The following is a 16995-nucleotide window of genomic DNA, read 5'->3' as shown; positions in this document are numbered from 1 at the left end:
AACGTCTAGGACCATCATCGGAAGCAAAGTGCTCATCGAGTGAGCACTTTCAGAACAGAGGTGGCCCGACATGGAGATCTGGGTGAACCCGGCGTGCGGTAAATGCCGGTCGGCGGTGTCGATGCTGGACGAGGCGGGTGCCGAGTACACCGTGCGGAAGTATCTGGAGGAGCCGCCGACGGCGAAGGAACTGAAGGCCGTCCTCAAGCGCCTCGGGCTCGAACCATGGGACATCACCCGTACGGCCGAGCCGATCGCGAAAGAACTCGAACTGAAGACCTGGGGGCGCACGCCCGCCGACCGCGACAAGTGGATCGAAGCGCTGGTCACGCATCCGAAGCTGATCCAGCGGCCGATCATCACCGCCGACGATGGCACGACGGTCGTCGCGCGCACCCCCGAAGCCGTCCAGTCCGTCTTGCCGGGGTGACGCGCTAGGGCGCGAACCGCAGGATGGCGCCGACGCCGTCGGGCAGACCCTCACCGCTGACGGTGACGATGTCGGCTCCTTCGGCCAGCGCGGCGGCCGGAAGCGCCTCGTCCGCCCGGCGGTCGTCCATGGTCTCGGCGGCGCCGGTCTCCGACAGTCGCAAGTGCTCCTTGGCGGTGGCGACCTGGGTCGGATCCGCCGCGGTCCACACGGTGCGATCGGCCAGCGAGTCCGCGTCGATCAGCAGACTCCCCACGGCGCCCGAGCGCAGCGCCGCGGTGGTCTCGGCGAGGCCGCGCGCGGCCAGTCCGTGGTCGCGGCCCTGTTCGAGCCGATAGCGGTCGATCACATCCCGGCGATGGCGTTCGGCGTGTTCGGCGAGCACCCGCCGGACTTCGGCCTCCAGCGCGCCCGGATCGCCGCCCTCGGCGCGGGCGGCCTCCTCGACCTCGATCAACTTTTCCCTGGCGCGCGGCGGGAAGTGGGTCCGCACCGCCGTCCGCGCCTGTACCTCGCCCGCGAGGATCAGCACTTCGGTGCCGACGGAATCGGCGAGCTTGGTCGCCTCCTGCGCGATTTCCGCGGCGTTGCGTTCGACGACGGCCTCGACGCGGTGCTGGATGTTCCAGTACGCCGAACCGCCACCGCGGACCTTGTGCACGGGGTGGTCTTCACCCTGGACGGTGTGTTGTTCAGTGCCGTGCTCGCCGACCGCGAGCAGATCGGCCCCGGTCTTGTCCGCCACCACCACGACATGCGGTACGGCGGGCGGCGCGAGCTCCAGGAGCGGGAGCAGATACGGCTGGGACGCGACACGCGCGATCTCCCGAGGCGGCGGCTCGGGCAGGCGCTCGTCGAGGACGACCTCGTCCCCGCTGGCCACCAGGGCCCGGCCGGCCTTGCCCTTCGGCGCCGGCTCCCGGTCGATCGCCGCGTCGAGCGCCGCGAGCGTCGGCTCTCGCGCGCCTTCTTCGGCCAGTCGGTTCCGGATCGCCCGCCAGCGCAGTTCCAGCTGGGCCGCGGCGTCCTCGGTGTCATGCGAGCTGTCGAAGTACACCGAGGCGAACGGCCCTTCGCGAGCGGTCACTTCCCGAAGCGTTGTGACGTCCACGCTTCCCTCCAGGCTCGTTGGTTCACTGTCGATCTTCGAGTACCCGTCAGGTGCGCGATGAATCATGGAGGGCACGAAGGCCGGGCAGCAGCGCCAGGATCACCGCCGCCATCACCGCGAACACCGGCCGCAGCCCCACGGCCTCGGCGAGCAGCCCGCCCGCCGCGCTGCCCAGCGGCCGGGTGCCCCACGCGACGAGCCGGTGCGCGCTGGTGCCGCGGCCCAGCAACTGGTCCGGGGTGATCCGTTGCCGCAACGAGACGACGATGACGTTCCACACGACGACCCCCGCGCCGCCGAGGAAGAACGCCACGCCGATCACGTACGGATTCGTGGTCACCGCGGGGATCCCGACGAGTACGGCGCCGGTGAGCAGGCTGAGGACCAGCGCCCGGGTTTGGCCGAGCGCGCGCTCGATCCGCTCGGCCACGAACGAGGCCACGAAACTCCCCGCGGCGATGACGGACAGCAGGAAGCCGTATGCCTGTTCCGGCAGGCCCATCGGCGACGACGGTCCCACCGCGTAGAGCACGAAGAGCGTGAACGTCGCGCTCGTGGCGAAGTTGAACCCGCCGACCATGATCGCCGTGACCCGGAGAAACCGGTTCTCCCAAAGGAAACGCAGGCCTTCGGCGAGATCCTCGCGCACGCTTGTCTTCTCTGTCCTTTCGACACGGAACGATCCCGGGACGAAGAAGAGCGCGACGATCGCGATGACCCAGAGCGCGGAAGGTGCCGCGAACGCGGTGAAAGCGCCCGCCGCCACGAGGAAGCCGCCCAGCGGTGGCCCCGCGAATTCGTTGGCGGTGAGTTCGGCGGCGTAGAGGCGGCTGTTGGCCCGCGTCAGCCGATCGCGGCCGACCAGCTGGGGCAGGATCGCCTGCGCGGCCGTGTCGTGGATCGTTTCGGCGAATCCGAGTCCGAGCGCGACCACGTAGAGCAGCCAGATCGACCCGGAACCCAGCGCGATCGCCACCGCGAGCGCGGCGAGCAGGCCCGCTCGGAGCACGTTGGCGGTGAGCATCGCGCGACGGCGGTCGACGCGGTCGACGATCACCCCGGCGTGCAGGGCGAATACCAGCCACGGCAAGGACAACGCGAAAGCCAGACCCGCGATGAGCGCGGGTGACCGGGTGAACTGGACGGCCACCAAAGTGAGTGCGACCTTGACGATGCCGTCGGCCAGATTCGACAAGCCCGACGAAGTCCACAGTCGCCAGTAAGCGGTCCCCAGTGAAGTCACCTGATCGAGAATCGCACATCGATGGAGAAAACTCCATCGATGATGCGTTTCTCTATCAGTCGGCTAGGCTGTGGGGATGGATGATCAGCTCGCCGCGCGGGTGGCGGACCGGCGGCGTGAGGCGACGGCGCGTGAGGCCAAGGCACTCGGCCATCCGTTGCGGCTGCGCGTCCTCCGGCTCTGTGGTGAGCGGGAGCTGACCAACAAGGAACTGGCCGACCGGCTCGGCAAGGATCCGGGCACGGTGCTCTACCACGTGCGGCAGCTCGTCGAGGCCGGTCTGCTGGAGCAGGCGCCGGTGCGCACCGGCGCGAGCGGTGCGCTGGAGAAGCCGTACCGCAGCGCGGGCAAGACCTGGTGGCTGGATGGGCCACTGAACGACGAGGACGAGGACATCCGGTTCGGGCCGATCGAGGCGTTCCAGGACGAGCTCCGCGAGGCGGGCCCCGGCTCTGTGCGGGTCGTCGAGAGGTTCGCGCTGCACCTCTCGCCCGAGGAGGTCACCGAACTCGACAACCGCGTCCTCGACATCCTCGACGAGTACGTCGCCACCGACCACCAGCGCCTCGACCGGCCGCTGCTGAACGGGATCTTCCTGCTGCACCGCATGGCCAAAGGCTCGTGAGTGGTAATGACGGTTAGAACCGTCACTACCACTCACGAGACGTCACGCCCTACTCGCGCCTTATCCACTCACCTTGCCGAAGAAGTCCCGGATGCTTCCCAGCAGAAGGTCCGGCGCGTCCTGCGTCGCCCAGTGGCTGCCGCGGTCGAATTCCTCCCACGACACGATGTTCGAGTGGTCGCGTTCGGCGAAGCGCCGCAGGGGACGGAAGTCGTAGGCGAAACTCGCCAGCCCGGTCGGCGCGGTCGTCGGCTCGGCCGGGTGCTCGGCGTGCTTGTCCTCGTAGTAGAACCGCGCGGCCGACGCGGCGGTGTTGGTCAGCCAGTACAGCGTCGCGTTGGTGAGGACGTGGTCGTCGTTAGTGCCCGCCAGCAGCTGCGCGCTCCAGGCCAGCTGCCCGGCCGGTGAATCGGCCAGCGCGTGCGCGAGGTTCTGCGGCGCGCTCTCCTGCAGTTTCGCGTAGCCGGACATGTTGTCGTTGAAGTGCTGCAGGAACTGCACGTACTCCAGCTCCTGCTCCGTCATGCCCTCGAACTCGGCGGGGTCACCGCTCGGGAACGAGAACAGCTGCGTGACGTGCACGCCCATGACGTGTTCCTGGTCGACGCGGCCGACCTCGGGGGCGACGAACGAACCGGCGTCGTTCCCGTGCGTGCCATAGCGTTCGTACCCCAGCCGCCGCATGAGTTCCGCCCAAGCGCGAGCTGTGCGGTAGCGGTTCCAACCCTTTTCGTGGGTGGGACCGGAGAAGCCGAATCCCGGCAGTGACGGGATCACGACGTGGAAGGCCTTCGCCTCGGCGTCGCCGTGCGAGCGCGGGTCGGTCAGCCGGTCGATCAGGTCGAGGTATTCGAAGACCGAGTTCGGCCAGCCGTGGGTGAGGATCAGCGGCGTCGCGTCCGGTTCCGGCGAGCGGACGTGGAGGAAGTGGATGTTCTGCCCGTCGATCTCGGTGGTGAACTGCGGGTACGCGTTGAGCTTCGCCTCCCACGCGCGCCAGTCGTAGCCGTCGCGCCAGTACGCGACCAGCCGCTGCACGTACTCGAGCGGCACGCCGTACTCCCAGCCCGGCGTGACGGGTCCTCGCTGTACGCCGTCGGTGACCTGATCGGCGGGTAGTTCGTTCGCCCAGCGGACCCGGGCGAGGCGGTCGGCCAGATCGTCCAGTTCGGACTGGGGGATGTCAATGCGGAAGGGTCTGATCTCGGTGTTCTCGTTCATAGGACCAAGATAGAGTGCCATTAGGAACAGTACGTTCCTAATGAGGAGGGAGCCTCGAAGAATGTTGGAAACTTCGGCAAGACTGCTCCGTTTGCTCTCCCTCTTGCAGACTCCCCGTGACTGGACCGGCACTGAACTGGCCGAACGCCTCGAAGTGAGCGCGCGGACCATCCGCAACGACGTCGAGCGGCTGCGTGCGCTCGGCTACCCGGTGAACGCGACCCGTGGCTCCGTCGGTGGCTACCGCCTCGGTGCCGGCGCCGATCTGCCGCCGTTGCTGCTCGACGACGAGGAGGCCGTCGCCGTCGCGATCGGCCTGCGGACCGCGGCGGGCGGCACCATCGCGGGAGTGGAGGAGACGTCGTTGCGCGCGCTCGCGAAGCTGGAGCAGGTGCTTCCGTCGCGGTTACGACGTCGGGTGAACGCTCTGCAGGCGTACACGATCCCGGTGCCCCGGGACGATCCCGGCCCGCGCGTCGACGCGAAGACGCTCACCGTGCTGACCGCCGCCTGCCGCGACCACGAGGTGCTGCGCTTCGGCTACCGGGCCCACGACGGCTCGGAGAGCGTCCGGAAGACCGAGCCGTATCGCCTGGTGAACTGGGGACGCCGCTGGTACCTGGTCGCGTGGGACCTCGACCGCGGCGATTGGCGCACCTACCGCGTCGACAGGGTGACGCCGCGTGTCCCGATCGGCCCCCGGTTCACCCCGCGTGAGCTGCCGGAGGACGTCACGGACCGGGTGCGGCGCGGTGTCTCGGCCGCGGCTTGGCGGTACCGGGCCGACGTCACCGTGCACGCGTCCGCCGAGGAGGTGACCGCGCGGATCAACCCGGCCGTCGGGACGGTGGAGGCCGTCGACGCGGACACCTGTGTGCTGCACACCGGCGCCGACAGCATCGAGACACTGGCTGTCCACTTAGGACTGCTCAATGTCCCTTTCCGGGTCACCGAACCCCCGCAATTAGTCCTCTACTTGCGCACGTTGGCCGACCGGTATCGCGACGCAGCGGCCGACTCCAACCGCGTTTAGTCCTCTGAATGCGGGGGTCAGCGGGCGAAGGTGCTCAGGAACCGGTCCCGGAACGCGTTCATCGGCCAGCTCGGCGCGTTCCGGTCCGGGTTCAGCCCGTCCTGCCAGTTCCACGCGGCGATCTTGTCCAGCACTGCCTTGTCCCGCGTGACGACGGTGATCGGAACGTCGCGGTCGGCGCCCGCCCCGGCGACGATCGGGTTCGGCTGATGGTCGCCGAGGAACACGAGCACCAGATCGTCGTCCCCATAGGTCTCCACGTACGAGATCAGCGAGTTCAACGAATAAGCGATCGAGTCGCCGTACGCGGCCCGCACCTTGGCCGGGTCGGTGAAGACCTCTTCGGGCGTTTTCCCTTGCCCGGGCATCGGGTTGTAGATCGACCCGTCGCCGACGGCGTTCCAGTCGACCATGCGGGGGAGCGGTGTCCACGGCCAGTGACTGGTGACGAGGTCGATTTCCGCCATCAGCGGCGCGTGGTCCCGCTTCGCGCGTTCGGCGCGCTGGAAAGCCGAAAGCGTGAACTGGTCCGGCATCGTGGCGTAGGAGAACGGCGGGCCGTGGTAGCCGATCCCGCGTGAGTCGTAGTAGCGGTCGTAGCCGTAGATCTTCCCCTCCGGCCACTCCTCGGTGTGTGCCGGGACGACGCCGACGGTCTCCCAGCCCGCCCGTCTGAACGCCCCGCCGAGGGTGAACCGGTCGGTCTTCACGAAGTCGTCGTAGCGGTGCTGGCTGTCGACCCAGACGCCGGACTGGAACGTCGAGTGCGCGAGCCAGCTGCCCGCGCTCGTCGTCGGCGACGTCAGGAACGCGCTGCGCGAGCCGTACCCGGCGTTCTTCAGCCGCGCGGTCCCGGCGTCGAGTACCGCGTCGACCTTGGGCGCGATGTCGGAATCCTGGACGGCCACCCGGCCGTAACTCTCGACGAAGGTGAACAGGACGTCCTTGCCGCGCAACGCGTTCAACAGCCCGGACGGCGGCGTGTCACGGAACGCGTCGACGGCGACCTCGGACGCGAAGGCCTCTCTGTCCCGGATACCGGCCCGCACCTGCCGGAGGTCGTCGTAGGCGTAGGCGACGGCGCTGCGTGACGCGAGCGGCTGCCCCGGCGCGAGCTGCACGCCGAACACCGCGCAGACCATCCAGATCACGCTGAGCACGGCGACCACCCGGGTCGACGCGGTACGGCGTCCGGCCACCACCCGGCTCAACCGCTCCATCGACAGCGCCATGAGCACGACGACGAGCACGCCCAGCAGAACCAGCCCGATGACCGACGCGATCGCGGCACTCCTGCCGATCGAGGTGCCGAGCAGGTCGACGCCGTTGCCGACGACACCCCAGTCGAACACCGGGTTGAACCGCCGGTTCAGGGCGAGCCCGAAGCCGATGTCGATGGCCTTGACGACGGTCAGCAGCCCGAGGACGGCGCCGGCGGACACCGCGACGATCCGCCGCGCGCCGTCGCGCAGCATGAGCACGACCGCCACCCCGAGCAGCGCTTCCACCGGCAGCCGCACGAACGCCTCCGGCGTCAGCCTGTCGAGGTCGTTCGGCGCGAGCAGGGCGAACAGCACGAGGACGCCGGACAGGGTCGTCACCGCGCTGGACGCGATTTCGCGGGCGGCCGTCCGGTCCCCCGGCAGGCCGACCAGGACGGGACGCGTGAAAACCGACAAGGCGGGTTCCTTCCAGGGTGCAGGAGCCTTCATCGGGTTACACGGACGGCGGGACCCGGTGGTTCAGGCCGATCGCCAGGTGCGCAGCGCCCACCACCAGCCGACGGTGTGCCGCACCTGCGAGCCGCCGTCGTCTTCCGGCAGGTCGAGCGACGCTCCGGTGATCTCGCCGAGCCTGGAGAGCCGGTACCTGACGGTGTTCGCGTGGACGTGCAGCGCGGCGGCGGTCTGATCGAGCCGCCGCCCGTGGTCGAGGTAGGCCAGGGCGGTCGAGACGAGCTGTTCGTGGAAGGCGTCGCCCGGCGTCAGCGCGCCCAGGAGGGTTTCGCCGAGCAGCGCGGCGAGCCCGGGCTGGGCGTCGAGCGCGGTCTCCACGGCCAGTTCGGCCACCTCGTGCAGGCCGCGGGCCCGCTCCCGCGCGGCCGTCGGCAGGGCCATCGCGCACAGGGCGTGCATTCCGCGGACCTCGGTGAGCGGGACGGCGGGGGAGACCACGATGAGGACGTCGTCCCCGAGCGCCGACGGCGTCGGCAGCCGCGGCGCGAGCCCGGTCAGCCGTCCTTCCACCAGTCCGAAGATCCCGCCCGTCCCGCCGAGCCGCCGCTCGACGACCCGTGCCTGGTACGGATCGCCGATGTCGGAGTGCAGGCAGTGGTAGCGGCCGTCCGGGTTCAGCCCGGCGTGCGCGACCTCCTCGGCCGACGGCACCGCCGTGTCGTCACCCAGCAACCGCCGCAGCAACCGGACCCGGCTGTCGCGGACCGTGCGGGAGAGTTCGAGTTCGGCTTCGTGGTAGCCGGCGATCACCTGCCGTTCGAGCGCGCGGGTGTTCCGGTCGAAGTCGACCAGCGCCGCCAGCATGACGTCATCGGGGACCCCGGCCGCCTTGCCGCGTTCGACGGCGATCTCGACCGCGCGGCTGCGCCCGGCCTGCACCCCGCGCAGCAGCGCGGCCAGCGGCACCCCCTGGGTCGCCCGGTCGGCGCCGAGGACGGCGGCCGCGGCGTAGTCCTGCTCACTGGTCCCGCCCGGCCGTTCGAACGACGCGAGCCCGGCGGCGAGCACGATCGCGACGTGCCGCCGGTTCTCGTGCACCGGCAAGCCCGCCACTTCCGGCGACTCCGTGCGGGCGGCGAGGACGACCTCGTCGACGACATCGGCGTCGGCCGCCATCGCCCGCAGCACCTCGTGGAGCAACCGGTGCGCCATCGCCACCGCCTTCCCGCGGATGGTTGTGAGCTGTCCACAACGAACGACGCGGTCCTTGGCGACCGGCCCCTACCGAGGGTGTCCGATCGGTTGGTTTCCTGTGAGCTACCGAAAGGTAACAGGACTTCGCCGAAGGGTGCGCGTGATGCGGAAACGCCGGTTGCTCAACACCGTCCTCGTGACCTGCCTCGCCGTCGCGGCATTGGGCTCGGTGCCCGCGGCAGGAGCGAGCGCCGCCTTAAGGCAGGTCCTGTTCGTGGGCAACAACTGGGAGGGGACGGCGGACGTCATCCGGCCCTCCGGCGACTACGCGAAGATCGCGCGCGTCAACATGGTGCCGGACAAGGACGAGCGGCTCGCCGAGATCTACCTGAACCCGATCAAACTCGCGTTCTTCCTCGGCATCCGCAACGGCGTCGGCGAGGGACACGACCAGCTCGTCGACGATCTCTACACGACCCCGGACGGCCGTTCCGTCGTCGCTTCCCGCCCGAGTTTCGCCGACGTCGTCTCGATCGACCTCACCACCGGCCGCATGAACTGGCGTTTCCCGGTGTCGGGGTTCCGTTCCGACCACATGGCCGTCTCGCCGGACGGGCGCAGTATCGCGGTGTCCGCCTCGACGTCGAACACGGTCCACGTGCTGAACATCGAGACCGGGCAGCAGCTGGGCTCGTTCAAGACCGGCGACAAACCGCACGAGAACACCTACACCGACGGTGGCCGGTACCTCTGGAACAGCTCGATCGGCGACGTGAACACCGCTCTCGACGCGCCGTGGCAGGACTTCACCAAGGGCGACCGGAAGCTCACCGTCGCCGACACGAAGACCTTCCAACAGGTCAAGGTCATCGACATGCGCCAGCGACTGGACGCCTTCGGCCGCACCGACCTGTCCGACGCGATCCGCCCGATGGCGTTCACGCCCGACGAGTCGAAGCTGTACTTCCAGGTCTCGTTCTTCAACGGCCTCCTGGAGTACGACGTCGCCACCGACCGCATCACCCGGTCGAAGACGCTGCCGAAGAACCCGAACACCAGCGAAGACCGGACGACCTGGGTCAACGACTCGCGGCACCACGGACTGTCGATGAGCCCCGCGGGCGACAAGCTGTGCGTCGCCGGGACGATGGACGACTACGCGACCATTGTGGACCGTGCGAGCCTGCAGGAGGCCCGGCTCGTGACGGCCGCGAAGCCGTATTGGGCGACGGTGAACGGTGACGGAAAGCATTGCGTCATCTCGGAAAGCGGAGCCGACCAGGTGACCGCGATCGACTTCGCGACCGGCGCGAAGGTGAAGTCCGTCCCGGTCGGCGACCACCCGCAGCGCATCCGGATCGGCCACGTGCCCGACGGCTGGACGGGGCCCGCAGGCCGGTGATCGACGCGATCACCGACATCACGCCGATCGCGGTGGACGGCGCGGAACGGTTCGCCTGGAACGACAGTGGCGGGCAGTCGGCCGTCTGGTACTTCACCCCGGACACCTCGTCGCGCTGACGGAACCGCCCCGAGAACTACGAGGCCCTGAACCTCGTCGATGCCGAGACGGGAGCGGCGATCCACTACGCCGGTGGCGTGTTCTGGTTCGACGGCCGGCGGTGGGCGCAGGCCGAAGGCTTCCTGGAGCACTGCCGCCGGGAAGACCTGGACCCGCTGACCGAGTCCGGGTTCGCTTACTGTGTCAGCCCCTACCGGTCCGGCGAGGAATTCACCCCCGAGGCGATCGTCGAAGAGCGGGCCGCCGACGACTGGTACGAAGACGACGCGGAACGGGAAAAGGCGCTGGCCGAGATCCGGGAGATCTTCGCCCGGCTCGGCTGAGGCTTCCGCTCAGCGCACGATCTTGGCTCCGCTGTGGCACCGTTTCAGGAATGAGTCTGCGCCTGGGTCCGTTGCTGCGTCATGTCGACGAGACGTCGGCGACGGTGTGGGTCGAGACCGGCACCGCGAGTGAGGTCGAAGTCCTCGGCACGACCGCGAGGACGTTCGAGATCCGGGGCCACCACTACGCCCTGCTCGTGCTGACCGGGCTCGAACCCGGCACCAGCACCGAGTACGAGGTGCGCGTGGACGGCGAAAAGGTGTGGCCACTGGAGGATTCCGCGTTCCCGCCCAGTCGCATCCGGACACTGCCCGCGAACGAGTCCCGGGTCCGGCTCGTGTTCGGTTCCTGCCGCAAACCGCACGACGGTGACACGTTCGGTCCGGACGCGCTGGCCGCGTACGCCCGCCGGATGGCCGACGGCGACGAGGCCGAGTGGCCGCAGGCGTTGCTGATGCTCGGCGACCAGGTCTACGCCGACGAAACCACCGACGAGACGCAGGAATGGCTGAAGCGGCGTCGTGACACCTCGAAGCCGCCCGGGACCGAGGTGACGGATTTCGAGGAGTACACCCACCTCTACCTCGAAGCCTGGGGCGAGCCGACGATCCGCTGGCTGCTGTCCACCGTGCCGACGTCGATGATCTTCGACGACCACGACGTCCGCGACGACTGGAACACCTCGCATACCTGGCGGGAGCAGATGCGCGCGCAGCCGTGGTGGCAGGAGCGCTTGCGCGGGGCGATCATGTCCTACTGGGTCTACCAGCACCTCGGGAACCTCGGCCCCGCCGAACTGGCTGAGGACCCGACCTATCAGAAGGCCCTGGCTTCCGGCAGGGACAACGCCGACCTGCTCGTCGCTTACGCCGACGAAGCCGACAACGAACGCGACGGCACCAAGGGTGCGCGATGGAGTTATCGGCGCGATTTCGGCAAGGTGCGGTTGCTGGTCATCGACAGCCGGGCGGGGCGGATCCTGGAGCCCGGTCATCGGGCGATGGTCGACGACGACGAGTTCGACTGGGTCGAGGAGAACGCCGCCGAAGCCTGCGACCACCTGCTCATCGGGTCTTCGCTGCCGTGGCTGCTGCCGCCGGTGATCTCCCACCTGCAGTCCCTCAACGAGCGGGCCTGCGCCCGGCCCGGGTGGCGGGGCCGGCTCGCGGAGAAGATCCGGCAGGCGGGCGACCTCGAACACTGGGCGGCGTTCCGCGCGTCGTTCGATCGGCTCGCCGCGATGATCGCGCGCGAGGGACGCGGGGAGGAGCCGCCCGCCACCATCGCGGTGCTCTCCGGCGACGTCCATCACGCCTACATCGCCGAGGCGCGGTACCCCGAACCGGTGACGTCGACGGTGTACCAGGTCACCTGTTCGCCGGTGCACAACGCCATGCCGCGGCCGCTCCGGCTGGCCTTCGCCGCGACCTGGTCGTCCCCGGTGGCGTCGCTCGCACGCCGCTGGGCCCGCCGAGGCGGCGTCACACCCGATCCGCTGACCTGGTCCAAGGTGTCCGGCCCGCATTTCGGCAACGTGATCGCCACGGTCGAGACCACCGGCCGGTCCGCGGTCACGACGATCGAACAGGCCACCGGCGACGGGCTGACCGAGGTGGCCAGGCAGAGGCTGGCTTGACGCGGACCCGCGCTCGGTAATATCGCCGCGTGACAACCTCTGCCGAAACACTCGAGTTCCAGTCGGAGGCACGTCAGCTCCTGCAGCTGATGATCCACTCGATCTACTCGAACAAGGACACCTTCCTGCGGGAACTGGTGTCCAACGCCTCCGACGCACTGGACAAGCTCCGCCTCGAAGCGTTCCGCGACAAGGACCTCCAGGCGGACACCGACGATCTCCACATCGAGATCGACACCGACCCCGAAAACCGCACCCTGACCGTGCGGGACAACGGAATCGGGATGAGCCGGGACGACGTCGTGGCGCTGATCGGCACGATCGCGAAATCCGGCACCGCCGAATTCCTGAAGAAGCTCAAAGAGACCAAGGATTCCGCGGCCTCGCAGGATCTGATCGGCCAATTCGGTATCGGTTTCTACGCCAGCTTCATGGTGGCCGACAAGGTCACCCTGCTGACCCGCCGCGCCGGATCGGACGAAGGCGTCCGCTGGGAGTCCGAGGGCGAAGGCACGTACACCATCGAGACGGTCCCGGACCTGCCCCAGGGCACTTCGGTCACCCTGCACCTCAAGCCCGAGGACACCGAAGACCAGCTCTTCGACTACACCTCGGCCACCAAGATCAAGCAGATCGTCAAGAAGTACTCGGACTTCATCACCTGGCCGATCCGGATGACCGAGGGCGAAGAGGTCGTCACGGTCAACTCGATGAAGGCGCTGTGGGCCCGCTCCTCCAGCGACGTCACCGAGGACGAGTACAACGAGTTCTACAAGCACGTCGCGCACGACTGGAACGACCCGCTGGAGACGATCCGCCTCCAGGCCGAGGGCACGTTCGAGTACCAGGCGCTGCTGTTCCTGCCGGGGCACGCGCCGCTCGACCTGTTCATGCGGGAGCGCAAGCGCGGCGTCCAGCTGTACGTGAAGCGCGTCTTCATCATGGACGACTGCGAAGCGCTGATGCCGGAGTACCTGCGCTTCGTGAAGGGCGTCGTCGACGCGCAGGACCTCTCGCTCAACGTCTCGCGCGAGATCCTGCAGCAGGACAGGCAGATCCAGCTGATCCGCCGTCGCCTGGTCAAGAAGGTCCTCTCGACCGTCAAGACCCTGATGGCCGACGAGAACCCCTACAAGTACGAGACGTTCTGGAAGGAGTTCGGCCGCGCCGTCAAGGAAGGGTTGCTGGACGACTTCGAGAACCGCACCGCGATCCTCGACATCTGCTCGTTCGCCTCGACGAACGACCCGGAGAAACTGACGTCGCTGCGCGACTACGTCGAGCGGATGAAGGACGGCCAGGAGCACATCTACTACCTGACCGGCGAATCGCGGCAGAGCATCGAGAACTCCCCGCATCTGGAAGCCTTCAAGGCCAAGGGTTACGAGGTCCTCGTGCTCACCGACCCGATCGACGAGATGTGGGTCGACGCCGTCTCCGGCTACGAGGAGAAGCAGTTCCAGTCGGTCGCGAAGGGCGAGGTCGAACTCGACTCCGACACCACCGACGAGCAGAAGGAGGAGTTCTCCGGGCTCCTGACCTGGCTGACGACGTCGCTTTCGGAGCAGGTCAAGGAGGTCCGGCTGTCGTCGCGGCTGACGACGTCGCCCGCCTGCATCGTCGGTGACACGAACGACGTCACCCCGACGCTGGAGAAGATGTACCGCGCGATGGGCCAGGAAATGCCGCAGATCAAGCGGATCCTGGAACTCAACCCGGGCCACCCGCTGGTCTCCGGGCTGCGGGACGCCTTCGCGAAGCAGGGCGAGAACGAGGGTCTCGCCGAGACCGCCGAACTGCTCTACGGCATGGCTCTGCTGGCCGAGGGCGGCGAACTCGCCGACCCCTCACGCTTCACCAAACTCCTCGCGACGCACCTCCAGAAGACCCTGTAGTTCCGTGAAGGACTCCTTGAGGGACCCAGAGTCCCTCAAGGAGTCCTTCACGGACTTCTACGGCCGGGTCCGCCAGAGCACCAGGACGAAGTACGGCGTCCCGACCAGCGCGATGACCAGGCCGGCGGGGATCTGGGCCGGCGCGATGACCGTCCGCCCGAGCGTGTCCGCGACGCTGACCAGCAGCGCGCCGAGCGCCGCCGCCACCGGGAGCACCCGGCCGTGCCGTCCGCCGACCAGCGATCGCGCCAGATGCGGCGCGACCAGTCCGACGAAGGCGACCACGCCGATCGCGGACACCGCCGCGGCCGCCAGGATCCCGGACGCCGCGAGCACCACCAGCCGCGACCGTTCGATACGCATCCCGAGCACCCGCGGCGTGTCTTCGTCGAGGGCGTGCAGGTCGAGTTCGCGGTGCTTGACCCACAACAACGGCGTCAGCGCGAGCAGCGACAAGGCCACCGGCGCGACCTGTTCCAGTGTGCGGCCGTAGGTCGACCCCGAAAGCCAGGTCAGCGCCTTGGCCGAGTTCCACGGGTCGGAGACGACGATCAGCAGGGTGATCAGCGCCATCCCGGCGGACCAGACCGCGATGCCGATGATCACCAGCCGGTCCGAATCCAGCCCGGACCGCCACGCCAGCCCGTAGACCAGCACGAACACCACGGCCGCCCCCGCGCCGGCGGCACCGGCGATCGCCCAGGCACCGACCGTCGGGACGATGGTGATCAGGGTGATCGCGCCCAGCCCGGCGCCCGCGGTGATGCCGAGCAGGCCGGGTTCGGCGAGCGGGTTGCGGCTGACCGACTGGATCCCGCAGCCGGACACCGCCAGCGCGGCACCGGCGAGCAGCGCGGCCAGCACCCGCGGAAGCCGTTGGTCCAGCACGAAAGTGAGCGCGGTCCCGGTGTTGCCGGTGACCCAGTTCGCGAGGTCGCCGAGCAGGACGACGCGGTCGCCCAGCATCAGACCGACAACGGGCACGACGGCCAGCAGCACCACCAGCGCGCCGGTGATGGTCAGGAGCCGCCGCTTCGATCCGGCGACGCCGACCCGCCCCGCCGGGGACGGACGACGCGAGCCACTGGCCCGGCCGCGTCGCGCCAGCCACACCATCACGGCGGCGCCGACGAGCGTCGTCACGACACCGGTCGGTACCCGCACCGCGGCGGCCGAACCCATGATCGCCCGCAGGACGACGTCGGCGCCGAGCACCGTCACCACCCCGACCAGGCCGGACACCGGCAGCAGCACGCGATGCTTGGCGATCGGCAGCAGCAGCCGCGTGATCACCGGCGCGCTCAGCCCGACGAAGCCGACCGGTCCGGCGACGGTCACCGCCGCCGCGGTCAGCGCGACGGTCAGCAGGACCGCGCCGACCCTCGTCCGCCGTACCCGCAGGCCGAGCACGGTCGCGTTGTCGTCGCCGAGGGCGAGGATGTCGAGTTTGCGCCCCATCACGACGAGCGCCACGACGGCGATCACCACGATCGGCGTCATCTGCCCGGTCGCGCGCAGATCCGACACCGTCAGTGAACCGCTGCCCCAGGCGAAGAGCCCGGACGTCTCCTGCTCGAACATGAGCAGCAGCAGGATGGTCACCGACTGGAGCGCCAGCATCACCGCGGAACCGACGAGCACCAGCCGTGGACTCGCCGAACCGCCGCCCGCCAGTCCCAGCACGATCACGGCCGCGGCGAGCCCGCCCGCGAAAGCCGCCCCGCCCACCGGGACGAGCGGCAGCGAAAGCCCGAGCGCCGAAATGGCCACGACGGCGAAATGCGCGCCCGCGTTCACCGCGAGCGTGTCGGGCGAGGCGAGCGGATTCCGGGCCACGGACTGCATTCCCGCGCCCGCGACGCCGAGGGCGACTCCGAGCAGCAGCGCGGCGAGCAGCCGGGGGACGCGCGAACCCTCCAGTACCGCGAGGGTTTGCGCGTCGCCCTGGCCGAAGAGCGCCTTCACCACGTCCAGCGGGCCGGACGTCGAGGTGCCCTGTGTCAGGTGGACGCCGGCGAGGACGGCGATGAGCACCACCAGCCCCGCCGATACCACGGCGGTCCGCACGGCTTGCGGCGACCGCAGATCCTCGATCATCAGGCGGTGATGGCCTTCACGATCTGGTCGGCGGTGAAGATGATCGACTTCGGTCCGCCGAAGGTCCACGTTCCCGCCTCCAGCTTGTGGATCTTCTTCGACACCACGAACGGCAGCCGCTGATAGACGGCGTTCTGCGCGAGCCCGGTGGTGAAGACGTCCTCTTCGGACGCGCTGTAGAACAACACGGTCTTCGGGTCGGTGATGGCGGTCAGGCCTTCGACGTCGGTCTGGCCGAGGCCCCACTGCGGGTCGACCTGTCCGGTCCACACGTTCTTCAGGCCGACGGCCTCGGCGGTGTCGGAGACCAGCGAACCCTTGCCGAACGGGCGGATGCTGACGGTGCTGCCTTCGAGGTAGCCGTCGGCCATCAGGAACGGCGTGCCCACGGCGCCCTTGGCCTCGACGGCCTTCTTGCCCTCGGCGAGTTTGGCGTCCATTTCGGACAGTTGCTTGTCCGCCTCGGCCTCCTTGCCGACCGTTTTGGCGATCAGCTTGAAGTCCTCGCGCAGCCGGTCGAAGTTCCGGCTCGCGTCGCTGGATTTGGTGACCACGACGGGCACGTACTTCTCGATCTGCGGCACCAGCGTCGAGTCGCGTTCCTCGGCCATGATGACCACCTCGGGGTTCAGGCCGACGATCGCGTCGACGCTGGGTTCGTTGCGCTTGCCGACGTCCTTGACCTCGGCAGGCAGCGGAACGGCCTTGTCCCAGACGTTGTAGCCCGCGACGTCCGCGGCGCCGACCGGCGTGACCCCGAGCGAGGCGACCATTTCGGCCTCGCCCCACTCCAGCGCGACGACGCGTTTCGCCGGGGCCTTGAGGGTGACGGCCTTGCCGCGCGCGTCGGTCACCGTGACCGGACCGCTCGCGGCGGGCACGTCCGGCGCGGAGGCGGGGGTCTCGGTGGTGCCGCAGGCGGACAACAGCAACGCCGCCGCCGTGAGGAGGGCAGGGGTCAGCACTCGCATGGTTCTTCCTGGGTTTT

The 16995-nt window shown here is 69.0% G+C and carries 15 protein-coding genes; 8 read left to right on the top strand and 7 right to left on the bottom strand.

The window, feature by feature from the left end; genetic code table 11:
* Positions 1 to 70 precede the first annotated feature (70 nt).
* Complete coding sequence (locus ACZ7KI_RS01725; protein ID WP_470271336.1) at positions 71 to 430, top strand: arsenate reductase family protein; 360 nt, start codon at positions 71 to 73, stop codon at positions 428 to 430.
* Positions 431 to 434: 4 nt separating this feature from the next.
* Here the strand turns inward: ACZ7KI_RS01725 and ACZ7KI_RS01720 are convergent, their stop codons facing one another.
* Together ACZ7KI_RS01720 and ACZ7KI_RS01715 are read right to left on the bottom strand one after the other, a co-directional pair.
* Entirely contained in the window at positions 435 to 1517 is a 1083-nt protein-coding gene (locus ACZ7KI_RS01720; RefSeq protein ID WP_470271335.1) for an Rv2629 family ribosome hibernation factor, read from the bottom strand.
* Between the two features lie 70 nt (positions 1518 to 1587).
* Positions 1588 to 2784, bottom strand: a complete 1197-nt coding sequence (locus ACZ7KI_RS01715) for an MFS transporter (RefSeq protein WP_470271334.1) — start codon at positions 2782 to 2784, stop codon at positions 1588 to 1590.
* A gap of 76 nt (positions 2785 to 2860) precedes the next feature.
* Here ACZ7KI_RS01715 and ACZ7KI_RS01710 point away from each other — a divergent pair, with 76 nt between their 5' ends.
* Positions 2861 to 3409 carry an ArsR/SmtB family transcription factor gene (locus ACZ7KI_RS01710; protein ID WP_470271333.1) on the top strand — a complete coding sequence of 183 codons (549 nt, stop codon included), beginning with the start codon at positions 2861 to 2863 and terminating at the stop codon, positions 3407 to 3409.
* Positions 3410 to 3469: 60 nt separating this feature from the next.
* Here the strand turns inward: ACZ7KI_RS01710 and ACZ7KI_RS01705 are convergent, their stop codons facing one another.
* Positions 3470 to 4630 carry an epoxide hydrolase family protein gene (locus ACZ7KI_RS01705; RefSeq protein WP_470271332.1) on the bottom strand — a complete coding sequence of 387 codons (1161 nt, stop codon included), beginning with the start codon at positions 4628 to 4630 and terminating at the stop codon, positions 3470 to 3472.
* 61 nt (positions 4631 to 4691) lie between these two features.
* On the opposite strand from ACZ7KI_RS01705, the gene ACZ7KI_RS01700 reads away from it, so the two are divergent.
* A complete protein-coding gene (locus ACZ7KI_RS01700) occupies positions 4692 to 5663 on the top strand; it encodes a helix-turn-helix transcriptional regulator (protein ID WP_470271331.1) in 972 nt (323 codons plus the stop codon).
* Positions 5664 to 5680: 17 nt separating this feature from the next.
* Here ACZ7KI_RS01700 and ACZ7KI_RS01695 read toward each other — a convergent pair whose 3' ends face one another.
* Together ACZ7KI_RS01695 and ACZ7KI_RS01690 are read right to left on the bottom strand one after the other, a co-directional pair.
* Positions 5681 to 7342 (bottom strand): alkaline phosphatase family protein, encoded by a 1662-nt coding sequence (locus ACZ7KI_RS01695; protein ID WP_470271330.1) that lies wholly within the window; start codon positions 7340 to 7342, stop codon positions 5681 to 5683.
* 63 nt (positions 7343 to 7405) lie between these two features.
* Entirely contained in the window at positions 7406 to 8551 is a 1146-nt protein-coding gene (locus ACZ7KI_RS01690; RefSeq protein ID WP_470271329.1) for a PucR family transcriptional regulator, read from the bottom strand.
* Positions 8552 to 8696: 145 nt separating this feature from the next.
* On the opposite strand from ACZ7KI_RS01690, the gene ACZ7KI_RS01685 reads away from it, so the two are divergent.
* The 5 genes from ACZ7KI_RS01685 to htpG all read left to right on the top strand — a co-directional run bounded on the left by ACZ7KI_RS01685 (position 8697) and on the right by htpG (position 13910).
* Complete coding sequence (locus tag ACZ7KI_RS01685; protein WP_470271328.1) at positions 8697 to 9935, top strand: YncE family protein; 1239 nt, start codon at positions 8697 to 8699, stop codon at positions 9933 to 9935.
* The gene (locus ACZ7KI_RS01680; protein WP_470271327.1) at positions 9932 to 10054 is read left to right on the top strand and encodes a hypothetical protein; all 123 of its coding nucleotides are present in this window, start codon (positions 9932 to 9934) and stop codon (positions 10052 to 10054) included. The genes ACZ7KI_RS01685 and ACZ7KI_RS01680 overlap by 4 nt, the downstream gene beginning before the upstream one ends.
* Before the next feature lie 78 nt (positions 10055 to 10132).
* The gene (locus ACZ7KI_RS01675) at positions 10133 to 10378 is read left to right on the top strand and encodes a hypothetical protein (RefSeq protein ID WP_470271326.1); all 246 of its coding nucleotides are present in this window, start codon (positions 10133 to 10135) and stop codon (positions 10376 to 10378) included.
* A 50-nt stretch (positions 10379 to 10428) separates the two neighbouring features.
* The gene (locus ACZ7KI_RS01670) at positions 10429 to 12015 is read left to right on the top strand and encodes an alkaline phosphatase D family protein (RefSeq protein WP_470271325.1); all 1587 of its coding nucleotides are present in this window, start codon (positions 10429 to 10431) and stop codon (positions 12013 to 12015) included.
* 29 nt (positions 12016 to 12044) lie between these two features.
* Positions 12045 to 13910 (top strand): molecular chaperone HtpG, encoded by a 1866-nt coding sequence (gene htpG, locus ACZ7KI_RS01665; RefSeq protein ID WP_470271324.1) that lies wholly within the window; start codon positions 12045 to 12047, stop codon positions 13908 to 13910.
* 57 nt (positions 13911 to 13967) lie between these two features.
* On the opposite strand, the gene ACZ7KI_RS01660 is transcribed toward htpG, so the two are convergent.
* Both ACZ7KI_RS01660 and ACZ7KI_RS01655 read right to left on the bottom strand, forming a co-directional pair.
* On the bottom strand, positions 13968 to 16007 hold the full coding sequence (locus ACZ7KI_RS01660) for an iron ABC transporter permease (RefSeq protein WP_470271323.1): 2040 nt from the start codon (positions 16005 to 16007) through the stop codon (positions 13968 to 13970).
* A complete protein-coding gene (locus ACZ7KI_RS01655) occupies positions 16007 to 16978 on the bottom strand; it encodes an ABC transporter substrate-binding protein (protein ID WP_470271322.1) in 972 nt (323 codons plus the stop codon). Before ACZ7KI_RS01655 ends, ACZ7KI_RS01660 begins: the two co-directional genes overlap by 1 nt.
* Positions 16979 to 16995 lie beyond the last annotated feature (17 nt).

It is taken from the genome of Amycolatopsis sp. NPDC039088 (assembly GCF_055598845.1).
The sequence above is the reverse complement of the archived record's forward strand: the minus strand, read 5'-3'. Positions and strand labels throughout refer to the sequence as shown.